At 57.2% G+C, this 22,822-nt stretch carries 17 protein-coding genes and 5 pseudogenes; 12 read left to right on the forward strand and 10 right to left on the reverse strand.

Translation table 11 applies throughout. The features are described 5' to 3' along the window. Nucleotides 1-167: 167 nt before the first annotated feature. Nucleotides 168-446 (forward strand): hypothetical protein, encoded by a 279-nt coding sequence (locus N8E88_RS11925; protein WP_262291913.1) that lies wholly within the window; start codon nt 168-170, stop codon nt 444-446. 263 nt (nt 447-709) lie between these two features. Here N8E88_RS11925 and N8E88_RS11930 read toward each other — a convergent pair whose 3' ends face one another. Then, nucleotides 710-1,288: a peroxidase-related enzyme gene (locus N8E88_RS11930; RefSeq protein ID WP_262291914.1), complete on the reverse strand. Its 579-nt coding sequence runs from the start codon at nt 1,286-1,288 to the stop codon at nt 710-712. Nucleotide 1,289: 1 nt separating this feature from the next. Next, nucleotides 1,290-1,478 (reverse strand): annotated as a pseudogene (locus tag N8E88_RS11935) (CMD domain protein); the annotation flags it as partial. A gap of 360 nt (nt 1,479-1,838) precedes the next feature. Here N8E88_RS11935 and N8E88_RS11940 point away from each other — a divergent pair. Continuing rightward, nucleotides 1,839-3,224 (forward strand): Fic family protein, encoded by a 1,386-nt coding sequence (locus N8E88_RS11940; protein WP_315975223.1) that lies wholly within the window; start codon nt 1,839-1,841, stop codon nt 3,222-3,224. Nucleotides 3,225-3,470: 246 nt separating this feature from the next. Here the strand turns inward: N8E88_RS11940 and N8E88_RS11945 are convergent, their stop codons facing one another. The 3 genes from N8E88_RS11945 to N8E88_RS11960 form a co-directional block, all read right to left on the reverse strand. Beyond that, nucleotides 3,471-4,595: an NAD(P)/FAD-dependent oxidoreductase gene (locus tag N8E88_RS11945; RefSeq protein WP_262291917.1), complete on the reverse strand. Its 1,125-nt coding sequence runs from the start codon at nt 4,593-4,595 to the stop codon at nt 3,471-3,473. A 55-nt stretch (nt 4,596-4,650) separates the two neighbouring features. Next, nucleotides 4,651-6,204: an amino acid ABC transporter permease/ATP-binding protein gene (locus N8E88_RS31545; RefSeq protein ID WP_315975224.1), complete on the reverse strand. Its 1,554-nt coding sequence runs from the start codon at nt 6,202-6,204 to the stop codon at nt 4,651-4,653. A 61-nt stretch (nt 6,205-6,265) separates the two neighbouring features. After that, nucleotides 6,266-7,111 carry an ABC transporter substrate-binding protein gene (locus N8E88_RS11960; protein ID WP_262291918.1) on the reverse strand — a complete coding sequence of 282 codons (846 nt, stop codon included), beginning with the start codon at nt 7,109-7,111 and terminating at the stop codon, nt 6,266-6,268. A 208-nt stretch (nt 7,112-7,319) separates the two neighbouring features. On the opposite strand from N8E88_RS11960, the gene N8E88_RS11965 reads away from it, so the two are divergent. Then, complete coding sequence (locus N8E88_RS11965) at nt 7,320-8,396, forward strand: LacI family DNA-binding transcriptional regulator (protein WP_262291919.1); 1,077 nt, start codon at nt 7,320-7,322, stop codon at nt 8,394-8,396. Between the two features lie 222 nt (nt 8,397-8,618). Here N8E88_RS11965 and N8E88_RS11970 read toward each other — a convergent pair whose 3' ends face one another. Then, nucleotides 8,619-9,827 (reverse strand): NAD-dependent formate dehydrogenase, encoded by a 1,209-nt coding sequence (locus tag N8E88_RS11970; RefSeq protein WP_262291920.1) that lies wholly within the window; start codon nt 9,825-9,827, stop codon nt 8,619-8,621. Between the two features lie 433 nt (nt 9,828-10,260). Here N8E88_RS11970 and N8E88_RS11975 point away from each other — a divergent pair, with 433 nt between their 5' ends. The 4 genes and pseudogenes from N8E88_RS11975 to N8E88_RS11990 all read left to right on the forward strand — a co-directional run bounded on the left by N8E88_RS11975 (nt 10,261) and on the right by N8E88_RS11990 (nt 13,460). Next, the gene (locus N8E88_RS11975; RefSeq protein WP_262291921.1) at nt 10,261-11,682 is read left to right on the forward strand and encodes an NfeD family protein; all 1,422 of its coding nucleotides are present in this window, start codon (nt 10,261-10,263) and stop codon (nt 11,680-11,682) included. Between the two features lie 14 nt (nt 11,683-11,696). Beyond that, nucleotides 11,697-12,455, forward strand: coding sequence for a slipin family protein (locus tag N8E88_RS11980; RefSeq protein ID WP_262291922.1), 759 nt, complete (start codon nt 11,697-11,699; stop codon nt 12,453-12,455). Between the two features lie 114 nt (nt 12,456-12,569). After that, nucleotides 12,570-12,943: pseudogene (locus N8E88_RS11985) on the forward strand (DoxX family protein). Next, nucleotides 12,940-13,460 (forward strand): annotated as a pseudogene (locus tag N8E88_RS11990) (OsmC family protein). Before N8E88_RS11985 ends, N8E88_RS11990 begins: the two co-directional pseudogenes overlap by 4 nt. Nucleotides 13,461-13,609: 149 nt before the next feature. On the opposite strand, the gene N8E88_RS11995 reads toward N8E88_RS11990, so the two are convergent. Next, nucleotides 13,610-14,548, reverse strand: coding sequence for a ketopantoate reductase family protein (locus tag N8E88_RS11995; RefSeq protein ID WP_262291923.1), 939 nt, complete (start codon nt 14,546-14,548; stop codon nt 13,610-13,612). Nucleotides 14,549-15,666: 1,118 nt separating this feature from the next. Here N8E88_RS11995 and N8E88_RS12000 point away from each other — a divergent pair. Further along, nucleotides 15,667-16,152, forward strand: a complete 486-nt coding sequence (locus tag N8E88_RS12000; RefSeq protein ID WP_262291924.1) for an L-2-amino-thiazoline-4-carboxylic acid hydrolase — start codon at nt 15,667-15,669, stop codon at nt 16,150-16,152. A gap of 136 nt (nt 16,153-16,288) precedes the next feature. Then, nucleotides 16,289-17,260 (forward strand): alpha/beta hydrolase family protein, encoded by a 972-nt coding sequence (locus N8E88_RS12005; protein ID WP_262291925.1) that lies wholly within the window; start codon nt 16,289-16,291, stop codon nt 17,258-17,260. A gap of 37 nt (nt 17,261-17,297) precedes the next feature. Here the strand turns inward: N8E88_RS12005 and N8E88_RS12010 are convergent, their stop codons facing one another. Further along, on the reverse strand, nt 17,298-18,191 hold the full coding sequence (locus tag N8E88_RS12010) for an NmrA family NAD(P)-binding protein (RefSeq protein WP_262292423.1): 894 nt from the start codon (nt 18,189-18,191) through the stop codon (nt 17,298-17,300). Nucleotides 18,192-18,277: 86 nt separating this feature from the next. Here N8E88_RS12010 and N8E88_RS12015 point away from each other — a divergent pair, with 86 nt between their 5' ends. The 3 genes from N8E88_RS12015 to N8E88_RS12025 all read left to right on the forward strand — a co-directional run bounded on the left by N8E88_RS12015 (nt 18,278) and on the right by N8E88_RS12025 (nt 20,533). Beyond that, nucleotides 18,278-19,210: a LysR family transcriptional regulator gene (locus N8E88_RS12015; protein WP_262291926.1), complete on the forward strand. Its 933-nt coding sequence runs from the start codon at nt 18,278-18,280 to the stop codon at nt 19,208-19,210. 103 nt (nt 19,211-19,313) lie between these two features. Continuing rightward, the gene (locus N8E88_RS12020) at nt 19,314-19,844 is read left to right on the forward strand and encodes a GNAT family N-acetyltransferase (protein WP_262291927.1); all 531 of its coding nucleotides are present in this window, start codon (nt 19,314-19,316) and stop codon (nt 19,842-19,844) included. A 455-nt stretch (nt 19,845-20,299) separates the two neighbouring features. Continuing rightward, nucleotides 20,300-20,533, forward strand: coding sequence for a hypothetical protein (locus N8E88_RS12025; protein ID WP_262291928.1), 234 nt, complete (start codon nt 20,300-20,302; stop codon nt 20,531-20,533). A 1,170-nt stretch (nt 20,534-21,703) separates the two neighbouring features. Here N8E88_RS12025 and N8E88_RS12030 read toward each other — a convergent pair. After that, nucleotides 21,704-21,856: pseudogene (locus N8E88_RS12030) on the reverse strand (SDR family NAD(P)-dependent oxidoreductase); the annotation flags it as partial. A gap of 44 nt (nt 21,857-21,900) precedes the next feature. Continuing rightward, nucleotides 21,901-22,774, reverse strand: a pseudogene (locus tag N8E88_RS12035) (cyclase family protein). Nucleotides 22,775-22,822: the final 48 nt, after the last annotated feature.

The raw sequence follows: 22,822 nt of genomic DNA on the forward strand, positions 1-22,822 counted from the left end.
AAGCCCCGCGGGAGGCACATTTAGGAATTGCGATGGCTGAAGCTTTGCGGGTAGTGATAGTTGGATGCTCTGACCATGCCTTGGGATAACCGACATTTGAGTCGAGCAGGTTTGATCGGCAGACGAAGACTCCGGTAACTGTTCTGTACGTGCAGTTGCCGGCGAGAATGCAAAAATTGCCATATCTCACCTCGACTCCGTTGGTTGACTTCGGCCTGACCAAGCGGCACATCACGACTTCAGCCAACTTGGAGGACTCCATGGCAGCACAGCACGTCAAAGAAATCGACGCGGCGATAAAGGAATTGATTTCCTCGCGTCGCCAGGAAATTCTGCAGATTGCACAAAACGGCGCGAATCCTGGACCGCTCAAGAATCTGGTGGACATCCAGACGGCTATCGACGCCCTCTATCGAGCACGTGAACAGGAAGGGGCACATTCCTGAATTAGCGGACACAGTTCATTGATCCTGACGAGACTGGAGCGCAAGACACATTCTGCGGTCCGTCAGTATAGAAGACTCGCTGTCGGCCCACGAGCGACTACGCCGCCTTCCACGGATCAGGCGAAAGAGTGTGCGTCGTTTCGTCCATGTCCATCGAGTCCTGCAAAAGGTGGCCCAAGCTTGGGACGAGCGTGCCGGCGTGAAACCTTCAGGCAGTTCAACGGGATGAAACAGCCCGCACTGTGAGTGTACTTCGCTTTGGCTCAGTCCAGCCTGTGCGGCTCGCCAAGCGTGTGCATCAAACGGTTAGCCCAACCAAAAATTGCGACGGCGTGGATAAGATCGATGATCTGGAGGTCGTTCATACCGATCTCACGTAGATGGTAGAATTGGTAGGTGCCAACCTTATCGGGATGCGCCGTCAGATCGACGCCGAAGTTAAATAGTGCCTGCTCGAACTCCGGCAGGTCTGCGTCAAGCCCGTTCTTGTAGATCTCTTCCACGACCTGCGGACGCCTTTCGCGTTGGATGTAGCGGGCCGCATGCACCGAGGCGCAGTATATACAGCGGTTGACGAAAGAGGCTGCGAGCGCCCCGATCTCGCGACCACCGCGCGAAAGCCCGCCCTCGCTATACATGATATCGTTGAAAAGTGGCGTGCGTTCCCTTAGAGTTTCGGGCTCATTGGCAAGCACCAATACGTAGTCAGAAATCTTCCTGTTCGACGGAGTGATTTTCAATGCGTCAAGCTGCTCGGGTGTAGCCCTATCCAATTCGACCGGCTTCACATAGGGTTTCCAGCCGAGAGTGTCGACTGTGAATTCGTGTACCGCTTGCGACATGTCAGTTATCCCTCAGCATCTTGAGGCCGGCCACGACCAGCACCTGATAGTTGACGTAGGCGATGAGGCCTGCGAGTGTGACGATGTCCCGATCGTCGAGGCCAGCGGCGGTAAGCTTTTCGATGTTGGCACGGGTAGCGTCTTTCGGAGAAAGCGTCACCAGATCAACATGGGCGAGGATCGCTGCAAGGTTTGGTGCGCGGAGGCCGCGGTACCCGCTTAAGTGACATAGCTATCCCATTGAGGATACCTCATATTTTGTCACGAAGCATTAAAAACTTGCGATTGCTCATCACTAAAAACTTGTGACTTCACGGCATCATTGACTTGTGATGGATCGTCATTATATACTTGTAATCGCACAACACCAAAAACTTGCAAAGGCACGGCCATGGCCAAGCCCCATGAAAAACTCGCGGAATCCCTAGCCATCCTCAAAAAGCTGCAGGAAGGCGGGCGGCGCATATTCAAGTCGGACGAACTATCCCGCGTTCACCGAGAGCGCCTGCTGCAGAATGGCTTTCTGCGCGATGTGATCAGAGGCTGGGTCATGTCGACCGGCCCACAGGCGCAGCAACAGGACACCACCCCCTGGTACGCAAGCTTTTGGGAATTCTGTTCTCTGTACTGCAATGAGCGGTTCGGCAAGGACTGGTTCTTGTCACCAGAGCAGTCGCTTTTGCTGCATGCGGAAGCGCCCACCATTCCGCCGCAGGTGGTGGTTAACACACCCAAGGGCAAGAACAACAAAATCGACCTGTTGTTTGGCACTTCCATCTATGACCTCCAGGTCAAGGAAATGCCAGAACAGCTGACGGAAAAGAACAGTCAGCGCGTATTCACCGTTGAGGCCGCGCTTATTCGTGTGCCGGAAGGATTTTTCCAGCGCGCGCCGATCGAGATGCAGGTCGCAATGGCGTCGGTGCGCGACGTCTCGACTGTTCTGGCCTTACTGCTTGATGGCGGCCATTCCGCCGTGGCGGGACGGCTTGCCGGCGCTTTCCGCCGCGTAGGGCGCGACGCCTTCGCGGATGAAATCGTGGCGGCCTTTAAAGCGGCCGGGTATGACGTGCGCGAGTCCGATCCGTTCGCGGGACAAGCTGGTGTGACCGCTATCCCGGCGGGGGTACCGCCGCTGGTCGCCCGCCTGCGCGCGATCTGGGAATCGCAGCGCGAAGCCGTCATTGAAATATTCCCAAAGGCGTCTGGCCTGCCGGCCGACAAGGACGCCTATATGAAGTTCGTCGAGGATATCTACGAGAGCGACGCCTATCATTCGCTGTCGATCGAAGGGTACAGCGTCACACCCGAGCTCATCGACCGTGTGAGAGAAGGAAGCTGGAACCCAGCAATCGATGAAGAGGACCGCAAGAACCGCGATGCGCTTGCCGCGCGCGGTTACTACCTCGCCTTTCAGAAGGTCAAAGAGTCGGTCGCCGCTATCATAAACGGCAAGCCGGCAGGAGCGTTGACGCGGGATACACATCGAGAATGGTACCGGGAACTGTTCGCGCCGTCCGTGACCGCTGGTATACTCAGGGCGAGTGCGCTTGCCGGATATCGCAACCAACCTGTGTACCTGCGCGGCTCGCAATATGTACCGCCGCGAACAGAGGCGGTGGCCGATGGGATGAACGAGCTCTTCGATTTACTGGAGGCGGAGAAAGAAGCGTCGGTGCGCGCCGTGCTCGGGCACTGGCTCGTGGGCTATGTGCACCCCTATCCAGATGGCAATGGCCGGATGGCGCGGTTTCTCATGAATGCCATGCTGGCCTCCGGCGGTTATCCTTGGACAGTCGTCAGGGTGGAAGACCGCAGGGCCTATCTGGCAGGGCTGGAGGAGGCGAGCGGCAATATGAATGTGAAGCCGTTTGCCGCGTTCCTGGCAGAGCAGGTGAAGTGGTCGTTTGAACAAGCAAGTAGCGGCGTACGCTAACATGTCGCCGGTTTCTAAGCCATTTCACCCTTCTCGAAAGCAAGTGCATTCCGCCACTTTCGCTTCTTGTATCCCTGGCTTGCCGGTTAGCATAGGCCGGGCACCATAGGAATTCGGCTTCGAAGGTGAACTGATGTTCCCGCTTACAAAAACGTTGGAGATCTCACTTTTTGAAATGTCTCCTTCGCGATGACGTATAACGCCATCGCTTCTTCGCATCACTATGCGTTGCGGGTGGATGTACGGTCAGAACCGCGTTGGTCTGAAAGGTTCCAGAAGAGCGTTTGTCTCCCCCGTCGCAATTTCACCAGCCATAAGTTCTCCGGCAATTAACCCCAGGGTTGCACCACTATGGCTGAATGCGAGGTAACAGCCCTCCACCTCCTTCACAGGACCGAATACGGGCTCGCCGTCCCCAGGAATAGGCTTGGGGCCGATGCCATAACTCGCAACCGTAAGTTTCGGATTGCCCGCCAGAACGTTCGATGCCTCGTCGAGAAGTCCCTGTATTGTGGATTGGTCCACATGATAGGTGCCATCCGCGCGCGTCACGACCTCTTCCTCGGACCAGGCTGAATCAAGAGCGAAGCCGCCCGACGGCATCGGCCGGACGGCGACGCGCGGCGTGTTCAAAACTGCGCGCAGAGGATGTTCAATCGGCTCGGTACGCACCAGGAGCGCAATCGGCGTCGCATCGGGAATTGTACTGCCGATCTCCATGGCCATGGATGGAACTGCCGGCCCGGTAGCTAGCAACACTGCGTCCGCGCCAATCTCTCTTCCATCTTCCAGCATGGTCGCTCCGGCCCTGCCGCCAGGCGTCAACAGCTTGGCGCGGCCTCCATCTGTTATCACCTCGCCGCCAAGTGTCTGAAACTCGCTCATCAGAAACGCAATGAGCGAGGGAAGATCTACCCATCCTTCACCCGGGTTGAAAATGGCCCCTTGGGCAGGGACAGACCGTGCGTCTACGCCGGGCGTAACCGACGCTATCTCGGCGGCAGACAGCAGGCGGGCGTCGTAGCCTATCGATCGCTCATAGACAAAAACGTCGGCAATTTCGTTCTTGGCGCCGTCGGCATCCCACGTCAATCCGCCATCGAAACGCAGCCAGGCGGCGCCCGGATGCGTCGCTGCCAGGCTGCGATAGCGATCGATCCCGGCGAGGCGCAGGTAGTGATAGGCGACAGAGCGTCGGCGCGCGGAGTTGAGCCAGGCGAGCGAGCGTCCCGACGCGCCCCGCGCAAGCGGCCCATCATTGACGAGAATGGTCCGGACCCCCTGCCGGGCAAGATGCAAAGCAGCAGATGCACCGAAGATACCGCCGCCGACCACGACGACTTTCGAGACTACGGGAGCGGATAAATTCATGATGTCACTTTCATATTGATGGGTTGGTTTATGCCTATTGCCGCTGTGCCGTTCATTACAGCACTTCAGCCAGGAACCGCTTCAGGCGCGGACTTTTTGGATCGTCGAAGATTTCGGATGGTGGGCCTGTTTCGATCACGCGGCCTTCATCCATGAAGATGACCTGGTCGGCGACCTTGCGGGCAAAACCCATCTCGTGGGTAACGACCACCATTGTCATGCCGCGCCGGCCAAGATCAGCCATGAGATCCAGCACGCCCTTGACCAGTTCCGGATCGAGTGCGCTTGTCACCTCGTCGAAGAGGATAACCTCCGGCTCCATCGCCAAGGCGCGTGCAATCGCCACGCGTTGTTGCTGGCCGCCAGAGAGCCGTCCCGGCCGGTGATCCTTGCGTGAGGCCAGACCGACATCGGCGAGGCTGGCTTCGGCGATCCGCTTTGCCTCGCGTTTGGGCAGGCGCTTGATCTTGACGAGGGCGAGCATGACGTTTTCCAGCGCCGTATGGTCCGGAAACAGGTTGAAATGCTGGAAGACCATGCCAACCCGCCGGCGAAGCGTTTCAGGTTTCATCGTCAGGATTGTCGTTCCGTCGAGGAGAATATTTCCGGCCTTCGGTTCGACGAGCCGGTTCAGGCAGCGCAGCAGCGTCGACTTGCCAGAGCCCGAGGGACCGATAACGCAGGTTACCGAACCGGCCTTCACCGCGAGGCTCACCTGTTTGAGAACGTTAAGGTCGCCATAAGCCATGTCGAGTTCGCTGATAGCGAGGCTGCCGCCTGTGAACCGCGGTTTTGCCGGATCAATCCTGGCCCTGTCAGGCTCGGCGCCGACGGGTGCCTGGCGGTTGACGGCGTCGTCCAGTTCACCGACTTCGACAAGACCGCTGGTGAGCGCGCCGGACGTGTGTTTCCCTGTCCTCAGACTGTTGTCGATAAAGTTGACGAGGTGGGTGAGCGGCACAGTGATGATCAGATAGAACACCCCGGCAAGCAACAGCGGCGACAGGTTGCCGGTAACAACCGCCTGGTCCTGGCCGACACGGAAAATCTCACGCTCGGCCGCCAGCAATCCAAGGAAGTAGACAAGACTGGAGTCTTTCACATTGCCGATGAACTGATTGACAAGTGCCGGCAATACGCGCCGGACCCCTTGCGGAATGACGATGAGGCGCATGCCTTGCCCATAGCTCATGCTCAAGGCACGGCATGCTTCCATCTGGCCCCGCTCGACGCTTTGAATGCCCGCGCGGAATATCTCGCCGATATAGGCACCGGCGATCAGGCTGAGCGCCAGAATGCCGAGCGGATAGGGAGACGGGCCGAAGAACTCTCTTCCAATGCGAGCAAAACCCTGCCCGATGAGCAGAATCGTCACAATGGCCGGCAGGCCGCGGAAGATATCCGTGTAGATACGGGCCGGCATCCTCAGCCAGAGCGTTTGCGAGATACCCATGACTGCAAGAATCATCCCGATGATGACGCCGAGTACCGTCGATGCTGCGGCGAGGATCAACGTGTTCTTCAACCCGACGGTAATCATCGTCGGCAGGACCGCCGCCATAGCCTCCCAATCGAGGAAACTGCGACGCAGGTTTTCCATCCAGTCCATGCTGTTCCCCTTAACGTTAGGTCGGCCCGGTAAGCGAGCGGGCTGCAGCCCGCGTCAGGAACTATTGCTTCTTCGGAAGGTACTGATGCGGCATGGGCGAACCCGGAAACCATTTCTCGTAGAGCGTCTTCCAGGTGCCGTCCTCCATGGCAGCATGCAGTGCCGTGTTGAGCGCCTCGCGGAAGGCATCATTGCCCTTGCGCACGACAAATCCTGCCGGTGCATCGAATGACGGAATATTTGCCGCGATTTTCAGGTCGGGATAACGTTCGCTGTATTGTTTGGCGGCCTCGTAGTCGAGGAAGTGGGCATCGACCGTTCCGTTGTTCAGGGCCGAAACCGCGGAATTGTTGTCCGGGAACTTGACCAGATCCGTGCCCGTGAAGTTTTTTCCGGCATAGATTTCCTGGAGTGTCCCCTGCACGACGCCAAGACGCTTGCCTTTCAAGCCTTCGGCGGACGTCATCGCTTTATCCGAGGTCAGGACAGAGAGGTAACCCGCGAGATAGCCGTCGGAAAAATCGACTGTCTTCTTCCGCGCCTCCGTCGTTCCGATCGCAGCCACGGCGACGTCGAACCGCTGGTTGGCGACCGACGGCATCAGGGCTGAAAACTCCTGGCCGGTGAAGATAACCTGGTCCTTCTGAAAGCCGAGACGGCTCGCGACATTGAGAAAGAACTCGATATCGAAACCGGTAAACTCGCCCTCCGCGGTGGTGAATGTGTATGGTTTGGCGTCGCCCATGGTGCCGACGCTGATCACTTTCGGATCGATCAGACCGTAGGGATTGTCACCGGCGGCCTGCGTCTGCGCGACGGAGAAAAAGCCGGCCAGTATGAAACTCAATACGACTGCGGCGCGCCTGGCCGCCGGTGCGAACATTTTGGTTCTGTGAATGCTTATCATCTGTTGTTCTCCTCTGAGGTTTTGCACTTTCTTGTCTGACACTGACGCAATCCCGGCTGTAGAAGGCAGGGCGCCCAGAACTTCAAACATTTCTCAAACACAAACTTTCTACGTAGAGACCGGTCTCTTATTGCGTGAGACCGGTCTCAATGGTAATTGATATATTCACATTGACCTCCCGTCAACAACTCTAGTAGTCGTTCAGCACATGAATAGTTCGAACCCCAGGATCCACTCGGTCACAGTCGCCGACGTCGCGCGAGAGGCAGGTGTCTCGAAGGCTACGGCCGCCCGCGTATTGGGAAATTATGGGGTCGTCAGCGAGAAGATAAGAGGCGATGTATTGGCGGCCGCCAGGCAGCTGGATTATCGCCCCAATGAACTCGCCCGGAGCATGACGACAGGAAGATCCGGTATCATTGGCGTCGTGGTCGGTGACATCGAGAATTCCTTCTTCGGCTATGCTGTGCGTGGGATCAGCGACACGGCCCGTTCTGCCGGCTTCAATGTAATCCTGGCAAATTCCAGCGAGCAGATCGAGATGGAGAAGGCGGCGGTCCGGGTGTTGATCGGCAAGCGCGTCGACGGCCTGATCGTGACCCCGTCGGAATCGCGTGACATTTCACATCTGCGCGATATACATCGTTCAGGCCGGCCGCTCGCGCTGCTCGACCGTGCACTTCCCAATTTCGACGTCGACACCGTAACCGTGGACGATCGCAATGCCGCCCAGCGCGCTACAGAAATCTTGACTGCGTCCGGCCATCGAAGGATCGCCTACATCACCGCTGTCGATTTCGCAGGACACGAATATAAAGATTTGGCGCAGATCTACACCTCTTCCGTTCGCGAACGCATTGAGGGCTTCATGACTGCCTGTAACATAGCCGGGGTTCCACCGCAGGATCGGCTGATTATGCTGGGCGCGACCACGCAGCAGTCGACGGCCGAAATCACCACCAATCTGTTGTCTCGTCCGAACCCGCCGACGGCTATCATCGCATCGGATAGCGTCATTGCTCTTGAGATTTTCAAAGTTGTCCGGCAGCGGGGCCTGCGCATTCCTGAAGACGTGTCGCTCATAACATTTCATGACGCGGATTGGACAACCGTTACCAGCCCCCCAATTACTGTTATAGACCAGCCCGCCTATCTTCTTGGCCAGACAGTGGCAGAGCTTCTTATACGAAGGCTGAAGGGGGAAGCCAGACCCCCGGAGCGGATCATCGTTCCGACCTCTATCATCGAGCGGGGTTCCGTTGCGCCGCCAGCAAACCAAGGTTGATCTGGCGCTCGGTAGTGAGAGATGCGGAATCCCATATCCGTGGCACTTAACCGCCAAAGGCAAAGGCTGCGTTCGATCGGACGGCTTTCTTAAACCAACGTCGGACTTCTCAGTAGCGCTTCTAACAGTCATCGAGCGGAGTTCTCTCCGCCACATTTATAAATTATCCTTGTTGGCAGGCTTGGATGTTTGCCTAAGTTTGGGCGAGCGGCGTAAGCCAGCCTACCGAAGATCATTCTTGAAACGCTCTGCTTCTTCGGAACCGGCCGTTGCATTGCCGGTGCTGTAGGAATGTGCACCAGCACCTGCAAGTTTCCCGCCGTCAACGATCAGATACTCCTCGCGAATGGGCCGCCCTTCGAACCAGCATTCAAGGATTTCTCGTGTTCCCGCCGCGTAACGCGCCTGGGCGGACAGGGATGTTCCGGAGATGTGCGGCGTCATTCCGTGATGCGGCATGGTCCGCCACGGATGATCCTTCGGCGCCGGTTGCGGAAACCAGACATCTCCTGCATACCCAGCCAACTGGCCGCTTTCCAATGCTCTGGCGACAGCATCGCGATCGCAAATCTTGCCGCGGGCGGTGTTCACCAGATAGGCGCCGCGTTTCATCTTCGAGAGCATTTTCTCGTTGAACAGGTTTTCCGTTTCCGGATGAAGCGGGCAGTTGATGGTCACGACATCACAGACCTTGACCATGTCCTCGACCGTGTCATGCCATGTTACGTTAAGTTCCTTTTCGACGGTGTCCGGAAGCCGGTGCCGGTCATGATAGTGAAGATACATGTCAAAGGGCTTGAGACGGCGCAGCACAGCCAGACCAATACGGCCGGCGGCGACTGTTCCAACGTGCATCCCCTCGACGTCATAGGAGCGGGCGACACAATCAGCGATGTTCCAGCCGCCTTTGACTACCCATTGATAGGAAGGAATGTAGTTTCGCACCAATCCCAGGATCATCATGACAACGTGTTCGGAGACACTGATGGAGTTGCAATAGGTAACTTCCGCGACGGTAATGCCGCGGTTGATCGCGGCCTGAAGATCGACGTGATCAGATCCGATTCCCGCCGTGAGCGCCAATTTGAGCCTCGATGCCTTGGTAATGCGCTCTGCAGTCAAATATGCTGGCCAGAATGGCTGCGAGATGACGATTTCAGCATCATGCAGTTCCTTCTCGAACACTGAATCCGGACCATCCTTGTCGGCGGTGACCACAAACGTGTGGCCAAGCGATTCAACATATTTTCGCAGACCCAGTTCACCCGAAACGCTTCCGAGCAGCGTTCCGGGTTGAAAGTCTATAGCCTTGGGTGAAGGGAATGTTTGGCCTCCGGGATAGTGGTCGATTTTCGGAAGACCATCGCGTGCATATGTTTTCGGATAGCCGTCGACCGGATCATCATAGAGAACACAAATTATTTTGGCCATGATCGTTTCCTTTCCTATACCGGAAACACGCCTGACCAAGCCTGAGACAAAGCCAGTTACATGGGATCGTCATGCGGTGAGCGAGAGGTTCTCAGATCGAGCCCGAGAAACCCCGGCTCCTTGTGTTTCCTCGTTCGGAGGTTGCCGCGTTCCGCAGGCCTGCCTCACCGAACATTGGAATTTTCTCACGATAGGTGGATATGTTCAAATCACTTCGAATATACGGAGTCCCGTGTTCGAATCTCTTCGGCGTCAAGGTCGATCTCCATGACAATGGGCATGGCGATGGGATGACGCCTCCTCTTCTCGCCGCGGTAGCAATCACCCCACTATGTCACGTCGATGCCACCGAGGGCGCGTGTGTTGGGTGCGCGAACTTTAATCCGCATATGGCAGAAGCAAACGCTCTGATGTAAGCTTGACCATGGGCCTGATGAGAAAATTCATCGCAGATTGGTTCGGATATAATCGTGCCGCCCTTTCCGTTGCCGTCGTGTTACTCGGTAGCTTTTTGTCCGTATTGCCGAACGATGCACAGAGCGCACGTACGGTGCTGATCCTGCAACTCGAAGGCATCGTTGGGCCAGCCTTATCCGACTATATATTGCGTGGCTTGCGAACGGCGGCAGAGCGCAACGCGCCTCTCGTTATTCTGCAAATGGACACGCCCGGCGGTCTGGACACGTCCATGCGCGACATCATTCGTGGCATCCTCGGCTCCCCGGTGCCCGTAGCCACTTATGTCAGTCCAAGCGGCGCACGCGCAGCCAGCGCCGGCACCTACATTCTCTATGCCAGTCACATCGCGGCGATGGCGCCCGGGACCAATCTCGGCGCAGCGACGCCCATCCAGATCGGCGATTTGCCATTTCCAGGGAGCGGCGAGGACAAGAAGGACAAGGATCAGGATGCCAGGACAAAAAAGGATGGGGACGACACGGGCACTCCCCCTACGCCGCACAGCTCGATGGAAACGAAAGCGATCAACGACGCGACGGCCTATATCCGCTCACTGGCTGAACTGCGCGGCCGGAACGTCGACTGGGCTGAAAAAGCGGTGCGTGAAGCGGCAAGCCTTTCCGCCAGCGCAGCACTCAAAGAAAATGTGATCGATATCCTCGCAACGAGCGTGGATGACCTCCTGGCGCAGGCCAATGGCCGCAAAGTCAGCGCGGGAGGAAATGCGATTACGCTCGATACCAGGGGTCATCCTCTAGAGCAGATCAACCAGGACTGGCGCACAGAGCTGCTGATGGTGATCACGAACCCGAATGTCGCGCTGATCCTGATGATGATAGGTATCTATGGACTTATTTTCGAATTCATGGCTCCGGGTTCGTTTTTTCCGGGTACCATTGGCGCGATTTGCCTTCTGATCGGCCTATACGCACTCGCTGTGCTTCCTGTGAATTTTGCTGGCCTTGGTCTCATTATCCTCGGTCTTGCGATGATGGCTTCCGAAGCGTTCGTGACATCTTTCGGCGTTCTGGGCATTGGCGGCGTCATCGCTTTCATATCCGGCGCCACGATATTGATCGATACCGACATTCCAGCTTTTCGCATTTCCTGGCCGCTAACCGCCGGCGTCGCCCTAACCAGTCTGGCGCTTTCCTTGATCATCATCCGCCTTGTGGTTTCCTCGCACAAACGCCCGGTGGTGACGGGTAGCGAGGAGATGGTGAGAGCCCATGGCGAGGTCCTGGAGTGGCGTGGACGCCGCGGGCATGTCCTTGCCCATGGCGAACGGTGGGCGGCAGTATCCGAGACGCCGCTGAAAAAGGGACAGCAGGTCCGGATAGCAGGCATCGAGGGCATTATCCTCAAGGTCGAACCCGATCAGCCGGAGAGCAATTAGTGGAGGACTTTCCAATGCTTATCACTGTCTTTATTCCGATCATCGTCATCCTGCTGGTGCTCTTGGCTGCCGCGATCAAGATATTGCGGGAATATCAACGCGGCGTGGTGTTTACGCTCGGCCGCTTCACCGGCGTTAAAGGACCGGGTCTGATCATCCTCGTCCCCTTTGTCCAGCAGATGCTGCGTGTCGATCTGCGGACAGTGGTGCACGATGTGCCAAGCCAGGACGTGATCTCGAAGGACAATGTCTCGGTGCGTGTCAACGCAGTTCTCTATTTCCGCGTCATCGACCCCGAACGGGCGATGATCCAGGTCGAGGACTTCCTGATGGCAACGAGCCAGCTTGCCCAGACAACGTTACGTTCCGTCCTTGGCAAGCACGATCTCGACGAGATGCTGGCGGAGCGCTACAAGCTCAATAGCGATATTCAGGAGATTCTCGACGCGCAGACCGACGCGTGGGGCATCAAGGTCGCAAATGTCGAGATCAAACATGTTGATCTCAACGAAACGATGGTGCGCGCCATCGCCAGGCAAGCCGAGGCCGAACGCGAACGACGGGCCAAAGTCATCAACGCCGAGGGCGAACAGCAAGCTGCGCAGAAATTGCTGGAAGCCGCAAACATCCTGGGCCAACGGCCGGAAGCGATGCAACTGCGTTACCTCAGCACGCTGAATGTGATCGCCAATGAGAAGAATTCAACGATCGTGTTTCCATTCCCGATGGAACTCGGTGAACTCTTCAAGGCTGCGGCAACCAAATCTGGATAGCGGTGGACACTTGAATCGCGCCAAAGCGGGGTTTGCCGACCGCAACATGCCTATTGCGGGAACTTGTCACAACGTGATTATAGCGGATAGCGTAGTCGCGAATGCGTTCCTCGCATCGGGCTTGCTGTGCCCTTCTGGAGGTCAGGCATCAACAAGTGGGACGGCTTTCTGCAGTTGAACGATGTCGCGGTGCTGCTGTTCGCCTCGGAGTTCAAGCTGCATTTGCCGGGCGGCCCATACCCATTTCCTGCACCGGGCATCTTTGCCTTCGCGGCCGCCTCCGCAGAGATTGTCCGCTGCTCCTCGTTGTCGGCCTCGCGACTCGGTTTGCCGCCTTCGGCTTGCTGCTGATGACCCTTGTCGTTCAGCTTACCGTTCCCGAAGGTTGGCCACTTCATGTAACATGGGCAGCAATGGCGCTCGGAATAATGGCCTGGGGACCGGGACAGTTTTCACTTGATAGTTTGCTGACACGGAGCAACCCTTGAGAGCTCGACTTCCCTGCTATCAGATCAAGGCCATTCAGGCGCCGATCAAGGAGCGCTACAAAACCGACCCGAAGGACGTATATATCACGTTGAAGGCGCACGGCACGCTCGATGATCAAAATATCGCCTGCAAAGTGGAGACTGGACGCCTTCTCGCCGTTGCGGGCCTGCATCCCGCGACGGGGGGACAGGCCTGGAACTGTGCTCCGGTGACATGCTGCTCGAAGCACTCGTTGCCTGCGCGGGCGTGACCATGAAGGCAGTGGCGACGGCGCTGGAGATTCCGCTTCAATCCGCTGCCGTCTCGGCCGAAGGTGATCTCGATTTCCGCGGTACCCTCGGCGTTGCCAAGGACGCTGCAGTTGGCTTTGCCCAAATTCGCCTAATCTTCGACGTTGAAACGGAAGCACCGCAAGACAAGCTCGACCAGCTCCTCAAGCTTACCGAACGCTACTGCGTGGTGTACCAGACCATTCGCAACGGACCGCCCGTAGAGGTAATGCTGCGGCGTTCGTGACGCTCTGTTCGAAAGGGGCGGGTCGAAGTCTGAAACCGCGCAAGATGTTGCCTCGCTCAGAGTTGCCCTTAAATCCGTCGATTGTCGCAATCTGCGGAGCGCCGCCATGAAACATCGGCCGAAATCCCTCGCAACTCTTCGGAGCAAGATTAGTCTGACGCACTCACCGCTGTGTTCCCGGCTGCGTAGATGCTCAGGATGCTGGCGACCGCCCGGTTCATGGGTGTCGGTATGCCCAGCTCCTCTCCCAAGGCGGCGACTCCGCCACTCAGCCACGGCAACTCCATTCGCTTGCCGTGATCAAGATCATGGTGCATCGACGATGTCATCGAAACCGGAAGTGTATCACAAAAGGTCAGCCGGTCCTCGGCAAAGTCTGGAGCGAGCGGCACACCCTTTGCCCGTCCGACGGCAACAGTCTCATTCATGATGTCGAACAAGAGAGCACGGGCAGCGGGATTTTCCCGGATTGGCCCAATGGTTTGACGGATAGCCGATGTTGTTGCCGACAGTCCGACGAGAAAGACGTACTTCTCCCAGATCAGCCGTTCAATCGCGTTGCTGATATCGGCGTCGATGCCGCCGGCGATGCAGGCTTGATAGAAAGCGTCGACCCGGGTGGAGCGAGTTCCATCATATTCGCCGAATATGATGCGTTGCATGGTTCCATCGTGCCGGATGGTTCCCGGTTCAGCGATTACGGCTGCGATATAGCAGAGTCCGCCGATGACCGCGTCGGGTGGCACGTGCTTGCGCAACACCTCGTCCTTATGAACGCCGTTCTGCAACGAGAGAATCGCCGCGCCGTGTTCGGCCAATGGCTTGAGTGTGACGGCGACCTGCTCCGTGTCCCATAACTTCACGGCGACGATGACAAGGTCGACCTCACCGACTTTGCTGATATCGTCAACCGCCTTGACGGCGGGCAGATGGACGTCGCCACGTTGGCTGATTACACGCAGCCCGTCCCTTTGAATGGCCGCAAGATGGGCGCCGCGCGCAACGAAGGTCACATCCGCGCCGCCAGCCGCCAGCCGCGCTCCAAAATAGCCACCGACGGCCCCTGCTCCGAGAATCGCAATACGCATGATCGTGCCTCCAAGAAATGAAAACGGGGATCAAACATCGAGAATGGTACAACCCTCGCTGCTTAGCCGTGCAAATGAGTTTATAAGCTCTGAACACATATTCTCAGAGTTTGTTTCAACGATGTGTCTGCTAGACCTGCTGCGTCTCCCAAATCGGCGTTGTACAATGTTGCCGTGCAGCAACAACTGTTCGTTTGAAAATGCTGATAATAGGAGATTTTGACCAGTTTTGATTGGTGCCCGAGGGTCTACAAATACCTTCATACAACAGGTGGCGTCGTCTTTTTTGTCCATGCGCGGCTTCGTATGGTCTCACGATCAAGGATCGTTCGGCTCATGGTGCGAATGTTGTCCAGAACAGGCGATACTCAATAGCGACAATCATGCATGCCACGGCGCACCATTCTGACCGCGCGGAACGCTGTTCGCCTTGGGGTCATCGCAACGATAATGCCGCCTAAATCGACAAGGCCTCCGACATGCGCTATGTCACGATGACCTGAAGGCAACGGCACGTATGACATTCGCCAGGCTTCTAAGGAAAATATCCCGGAAGGATCTTTAACGAGGTCACTTTGCGTCGAATGCTCGACACTCATGTCAGAATCCGCCCTGGAAAACATGCCGATTGATCCGCCCTTGACCCCGCGCAAAACTCTTGGACTTCCGCCATTAGCGATTGCGGCAATCACCTTTTCCACCGAATGACTGTAACATGCGGAGAATTACGGAATCCATATTCCCGAAGAGCTCGCCGATTTGTTAGTTTTCCTGAAACACGTCTGAGTCCAACCACTCGAAACAGAGCGAACGCCATCATCGAACTTCTGGTCATCTAGCACGAGGTGGGTGCCCCAGATCGTCAACTTCTGATCGCCAGCTTGCCAAATTCCACCGTCGCCGTTGTCGGGATCTACGGTTTTTGAGAATCCAGGCGGCAGGTCGATGACTTCTTGCCAGGTTGGTTTTCTGAGGCCCCTTAACATCGCTGTATTGCTGTATCATTTCTCAACGCGGTGTCGATGTTCGATCTCATCCGAGTCTGCGGTCAGTGTTTCAGGTGGGAGATATCACCAAAAATCGATAGTTTCCAATCAGCACAGTATTGGAGGGAAGAAGTGACCAACAAGCCAACCAACAAATTACTGTATGACGCCATCAAGGACCGAGGCACGGCCTATCTGATGGTCTTTCGTGAACTCAAAGTCCGCTACGGCGAAGCTGAAGCCAAGGACGTGATGCGAAGTGCAAGCCGCGCCCATGGTCTTTATGTCGGCAAATCCCTCGCGGGCTGCGCCCCGAGGGACTTTGAATGTATGGCAAAACGCTTCGCGAAGTCACCAGATGACGGGTCGGTGTTTTGCCCGGACATCCGGCGGCTCGACAGCACATGCCTGGAAGTGAAGATGATGGCGTGCCCGATCAAGGACGCATGGGTCGAGGCCGGGTGCAGCCAAGAGGAAATCGTCACCTTGCTTTACTGCGCCTCCGCGCTTGACGAGGCGACTCTGGAAGCAGCGGGCTTCGACTTTGAGATTGAACTCTGGTCCCCCGGACAGGAGGGCTGCTGCCTGACCCGGATTACAGAGAAGGCCGAACTGTGAATCCTCTTCGCATTGAACCATTATGAAGTAGTTTACGATATTTGTGCTGCGGGCGAAAATGCCAATACTGTCATGTTCATGAAATAAGAATTTTTTGCCTGCTGAGAAAACCCTGACCAACGCCATAGGAACGGCCATGCGCAGCTTCTTTTTCACCATAACACTGTTGATGACCTGTTCCATCTCGGCCGCGTGGGCGCAGACGGCCCCGTTTCATGCGGGAATCGCACGTATTCCGGTTTCTGCCGAGGAGGCCTTTGATACGCTCGTCTGGTATCCGACGCAGGCGAAGGAGGTGCCTTGGCAAGCTGGCCCCTTCGCAACTCCCGCCAGCCGCGATGCGGCGGTCGCCTCCGGCCGCTTCCCTGTCGTGTTGCTCTCGCATGGCGGTGGCCAGACGGGTGGTAGCCCCCTTTTGCTGCGCGCGCTTTCAGCATACCTCGCCCGACAGGGTTTCATCGTGGTCGCGCCCTTCCATGGCAAGACCCGTTTGCTGGCCCGGCCGTTTCAGGTCAAAGCTGCATTTGATGCCATCATGGCCGATCCACGGTTCAAGCAACATGCCATCCCGGACAAGTTAGGCATGCTCGGTTTCTCGCTTGGTGGCGCGGTCGCTTTGGGAATCTCGGGCGGAATCCCCAATTTTAAGGAACTCGCCACCTATTGCTCGGCGCATCCGGACGATGTTCAGTCGTGCCGAGCCGGACCTGGCGGCGACAGGAAGGCCGTTCCGGCTCCGCAGGCTCAGTCGGCGGCCAAAGCACCTCCGATCCCCCGCCTTCCGGTAAGGGGACTTGTGTTGCTGGATCCGTTCGGCGTTTTGTTCGATCGTGCCGGCTTGACGGCGGTCAATATGCCGGTCCTGCTGTTTCGACCTGAACAGAGCAAGTTGGGCGAGGAGAATACGCGCGTACTCGCAACGGGTCTCCCGCAGCCGCCGAAGCTCCAGCACGTGCCGGGCGGACATTTCATCTTCACGGATATCTGCCCGCCGCCTTTGAAGGCAGAGGCTCCGGAGTTGTGTGAGGACGCACAGGGTGTCGATCGCGCAGCCATTCACTCTGAAGTCGAGGCGCAAGTCGCGAAATTTTTTCGCGACAATTTATAGTGACGTGTCGGTGTTGTCGCGAAACCAATAAAACTTGCTACTCGGCTGAAGATGAGCGGCCGGCTGGTTTAACCGTTGCGATAACGCGCTCTATCGCTGCCGTCAGAGAGATCGTGCCGCGCCGATATTCGCGGTCGTTCTGGCGCATGAACAGCCCGTTGGCGATCCCCACATACATGCCGAGCAGCGCATCCGCCACCTCGGCGGGCACGCCTTCCTCGGCGAGAAGCGTGGCACGCTGCTCAGGCGGAACAAGCATCGACTTCACCGGGCGGCCGAGAACTTCGGCAAAGGCCGCTGCCACATCGTCTGCACTCCAGTCTTTCGGTCCGCCCAGTTCCACGACCCTCTTGCCGGTCCAGTCCTCGCATAGCACGGCTGCCGCCGCGCGCCCGACATCGATTGTGCTCACCATGGGGATTTTCTGAGAGGGTTCGAGAAAGGTCGGCAGCACACTTTCCGACATGACAGTTTCTGCCACTTCGCTCCATGTCTCGACAAAATAGCCTGACCGCAGGAAGGCGGTCGCAGGTGCCACGCCGTCAAGCAACGCCTCGAACCGGTTGAGGGTAGCGATGACGCCGGTGCCGGAGGCATGCTGTGCTCCGATAGACGACTGGACAACGGCCTTGGGCAGACGCGCCCGCCGTGCTGCATCGGCCAGCGCCGCGCCGAGTTCTTCAGTGCGGGCATAGGGATCACCGCTCACCGGCGGCGGATTGAGCAGGAAGGCTCCCGATGCGCCTTTCAATGCATCGGCCATCGCGTCGGCATCCTCGATGTTCGCGACGCTGATCTCTGCGCCGAGGGCTATCCACTTTTCACCCTGTTCCTTGCGACGCAGGACGACACGCACAGCCTCGCCGCGTTTGATGAGGGCGTAAGCCGCCTCACCGCCAGCCCGTCCGTTTGCTCCAAGCACAACATGCATGATTGCCACTCCGTCAAATTGCTCGATAGAGGGAACAGATACGCGCAGGAGTTCCATGCGTCCAATGCATATGATATATAGTCAGCATGCACGAAGTGGATTTACGCCGGATCGACCTCAACCTGCTGGTGGCGCTTGAAGCGTTGCTGGAGGAGAAGAACGTCACGCGAGCCGCCCACCGGCTCGGCATGAGCCAACCGGCCGCGAGCCGGGCCCTGGGGCGATTGCGCACGCTATTTTCAGACGCGCTGCTGGTCGATGGGCCGGGCGGCTACGTCCTCAGCAACCGCGCCGACGAGGTGCGTCCCGTGTTGCGCAGGATACTGGCAGACCTGGGAGAAATGTTGGAAGCCAACTCGTTCGTTCCCGCGACGGCAACGGGTCGAATCCGGCTTCTTATGCCCGATCTTCAGGCCGCCGCGCTTGCCCCGCATTTGCTCGCCCGCCTCGCCCGCGAGGCACCGGCCCTCGATCTGGACATTGTCGCGCCGGGCGCGAACGGGATCGAAGCGTTGGAGCACGGTGTCGCTGATGCGATGGTGGCGCTGATCGACATAGCGCCGGCCGGCATCCACCGACGCCGCCTCTATGACGAGGAACTCGTGACGCTCATGCGGGCGCATCACCCTGCGCTCACCGGAAAACTCACTCTCGACCGCTTTCTCGCGCTTGAGCATATCGTGGTGAGCGTCACGGGCGTCGGGCCTGCACCTGTCGATGAGGTACTTGCGCACATGGGGCAGAAGCGAAGGGTGAAGCTGCGCGTGCCGAACTTCTTCTCGGCGGTCGAGATCGCCGCTCGCTCCGACCTCATCATGACCCTGCCGTCAAGCCTGGCACGAGCGGCCGCCAACATGAGGCGCTTCGTATCGTTGCCGCCGCCCCTCGATCTTGGGAGCTTCACGATGAGCCTCGCCTGGCACGCGCGCCAGCAAGACGCGCCCAGGCACATATGGTTGAGACGTGCCATTGTCGCGGCGGCGAAGGATATGTCATCGGTGATTGAAGTTGGCAACTGAGGCCGCAAAGCGGGCTATCTGGCGCACAATTGCTGAAGCCTGCGACAGACTTTGCGACCAGAACCCTGCGACGTAACAAGTTTCAGGATATGAGGACCTTTGAATGACACTAGATTTGGAAACTTCTCGCCTGCAACTATCAAGGGTTCGACCGGAAGATTGGGAGGCCTATTATCCGATCTTCTCAGCTCCGGAGACATCACGGTTTTCCGATTTTCCACGCAAGCCCACCGAGCAGCGGACAAGAGGGTTCGTGAGCTGGATGGTCCGCATTTCCCAGCAGTCCAAGGGGTTCGGCTGGATGGTGCGTGATCGCAGTACAGGAGTTCTCCTGGGCTGTATCCGCCTGAATTCAATCGACAAGCCAGCGTCACTGGCGATCCTCGGTTACGAGTTCGGCAAACCCTTCTGGGGGACGGGCTACGCTACGGAAGCATTGATCGCTGTCACGATGCACTGCCATGAGGCCATGAAGCTTTATCGACTGGAAGCTTGGACAGTGGAGGGAAACCCGGCCTCAGATCGTGTGCTGACAAAAGCGGGATACCGGCACGAGGGCACACAGCGAAAGAAAATGATCATAAGCAAACAGCGCTTCGATCGGCGCCTGTTTGGGCGACTGGCCGATGATTGACGTGGGGAAACCGAACACAGGTTGTCGATCATCGGAGTCATCTTTCATCCTGACACGTACGGCCTCGGATTCCGCCATGGGGGTCCGCTCAGCTATGTGGTCACACTCGAGATTCTGAATCGGGCAAACTGGAACGATTATGTGTCAAAAGTACTTTGGCAGTGAACAATGATCGCTGCCAATCAATCATCCAAATTACGCTGCGACAGGAACAGCCCGTGGAAGATCTTTACTCAGGGCTCATCTCCACGGACAGGTGCCGCATGGACAAAGTCATGCCAAGAATGCAGGCAGAGTGCGGCAGTTGCGTAACAAACAGTTCGTTCGAACCTCACCAATATATTTATAGATTGCCTTAAATTTAGATAAAATTATGCTCTTATTTAATGTGAGAAAGTGGCTTCTGATCCGACGACAGCAGCAAACATTTGACAGGGCTAGCCTGGTCGGCCGATATGACCAAACGCAGCAAGGCAACAATATCGACGCAGGTGCTTTACACGGCATGGTTGGCGCATATCAAGCCAATCTGCAGACAGATGTTGTTTTCGCAAGGCAAATCGCTTGCTCACCAGATTTTCGACGATGCAGACATCGCCCGTCCCTTCGTCAAATGCCTGCCGGCGCATCATCGCACCTTGGGTTTTGCGACACAGGAACACGAGATTTTCTTGCAGGAGGCGACATGAGACGACATCGTCATTCAATGAGCGGCAGAGCTGCTGCTCGGTCCGGCAGATAACGGAGCGCTCAACAAATGCAGACAGTGTCGGGCATGAACAGCTGGAGAACTATTTGTACCTTGCAACGTGCTACACCGGATGGAACCGTAGAGCGCCTGACGCCTATGCATCGGAACTATCCGCGGTAACTGGCCTTATTGTCCGGCCCGCCTCACAATCGCTCCGGCACATTCTTCCTGGGCGACGATCAAGCCGGGCGACAGCCTTTATGAAACAGCCATCGGCACTGGCTGCCGGCTCTACAAGCGCTCCGGCGAACCGCAGCCACTGCGCGACGACGAGTAGAAATTGTGTTCCTCAGCAGGCAGGGTTGCTCAGCATGGCCAGCCCGGCACGGTCTGCTTGAATGCGGGGCATGGCCGACTGCATATGATGCTAGCACGGAGTGAGCGCCAGTTATGAGACCCATGGTCATTTCCTTTTTAGGGATTGGCGGTAAGTTGGACGTGCTGTCGTTCCCCAATGCCAGCAGAAGCCCGGTCTATCGCTCATTTGCGTGCCGGTAGATCGGGCTTCGTCTTTCGCTGAGACGGGTTCACACGATAGTGAACGGTATTAGATCGATATATTTATTTACCCGAATCAGGCGCCACCGTAGCTTTCCCGCGGAACCTCGGCGGGAGGACCTCACTCCGATCTTCCAACAGTTGATAGGAGTAAGGCCGTGGCATTCCGCAATTGAAGAGAAACATTCGAAAGGCGGTTCCACGCCAGAGCCCCTGATTGGCGATGAAAGGCTGACGAAGAGCAGACTGCTTCTTTTTCACGCGTCAGCAACTTTGAGGCCCGATCTATCGGTTTGCGTTTTCCAGTAGATCGGGCTTTGCTGTTTCATTTTTTAATTCGCTTTCCTGGAATATAATTGCTGAAATCCGTGTTGTAGCCAAGTCGCCTGCGAGGGACGACAGGAGCTCCGACGCCTGTCATTCCGAGCCCAAGGAAGGCGTCGGGGCCTCCCTTAGTCCATTAGGATTAATACCGGAGCGATCCTCCATCGAACACGTTGGATCCTAGTCGGAGAGCCCACGACCTCCGGTACGAGGCCCGGCGTATCACCGCCCATTGAACCCCGCGTTGGGCCTCACCGTTGTGCAGACGGATGGGGGAAGTGACACCGATATCGGCCACCGAGGCATCGAGCTTGGCCTGCGAACGGCCGCAAATGATGACATCTGCGCCTTCGACCGAAAGCCGGCGGGCGATCTCGAGACCGATTCCTGCGGTTGCACCCGTGACTAGAGCGGTCTTGTTCTTAAGCTGTAAATCCATGTGACACTCCCTTGTGTTTTCTGTGCAGCCTAGCGGCGGGCGTTTCAACAAATCGCGACTGGATTGATGTTGACCTGCGTCGAGCCCTTGTAGAGAGGCTGGCCAAGCACGAACAGAAATTCAAAGACCCTGTCGCGAACGAGCGGCCTAGTGTCGATGAGCTCGAGATTGTAGATTCCGTTCTTGGCCAGCATAAACTGATTGACCGGGAATTCCTGCCCGTCCTTCGCTGGATAGATCTCGGACGCCCAGGTGTCTCCGCCAAACGCGACGATGCCCTGGTCGGCCAGCCACTTGGCTGATTCCATGCCGATGCCTGGTTCGACGTCCAAGAACGTCTTGTCGTCCTTGCCAATGAGTTCGAGCCACCCCGTGTTGAAGAGAACCACGTCACCGATTCTGCAGCTCAATACCTTGCTTTTCGAGCACCGCCTTGATGTCCATGACGGTGAACTCGGCATCTTTTGGTACGATCGGCTGGCCGTAGTATTCGACCATGTCCAATACGACGCCGCGCGTAACCATCGGCGGCACCTTTTCGATCCCGAGCTTCGTGACGCCCTCGACGGTGACAAAATCAGCAGCCTTATTTCCGTTGTAGTAGACATAGTCTATTCCGATATGGCCGATCCCGTTCAATTGGGTGCCAACGCCTGTCCAGCCGTTGACGAGTTCGTCGTTGAACGTGAATTTGTTTGCCGCCTTGCTGGTGCCGCCAGCCTCGCCCGGCTGAATGTTGTAAAGATTGAAGCTCCTGTGTCGGAAGGCCGGCAGGTTTTTGTCGATTGGAACAGCAAGCGGATAAGACCGCCCGGTTTTCACGAGCTGGATCGCTGCGAGCGTGATCTCAGGTGTCAATAGGTTGGCGGCGCCGATTTCGTCATCAGCTCCATATTTGGACGGTGCCCAATCTACCATAAAAGTTCTCCTTGTTGATATTATGCTAATTCCGGCTCAAGGGTGTAA

Source organism: Phyllobacterium zundukense (assembly GCF_025452195.1).
Lineage (GTDB): Bacteria > Pseudomonadota > Alphaproteobacteria > Rhizobiales > Rhizobiaceae > Phyllobacterium > Phyllobacterium zundukense_A.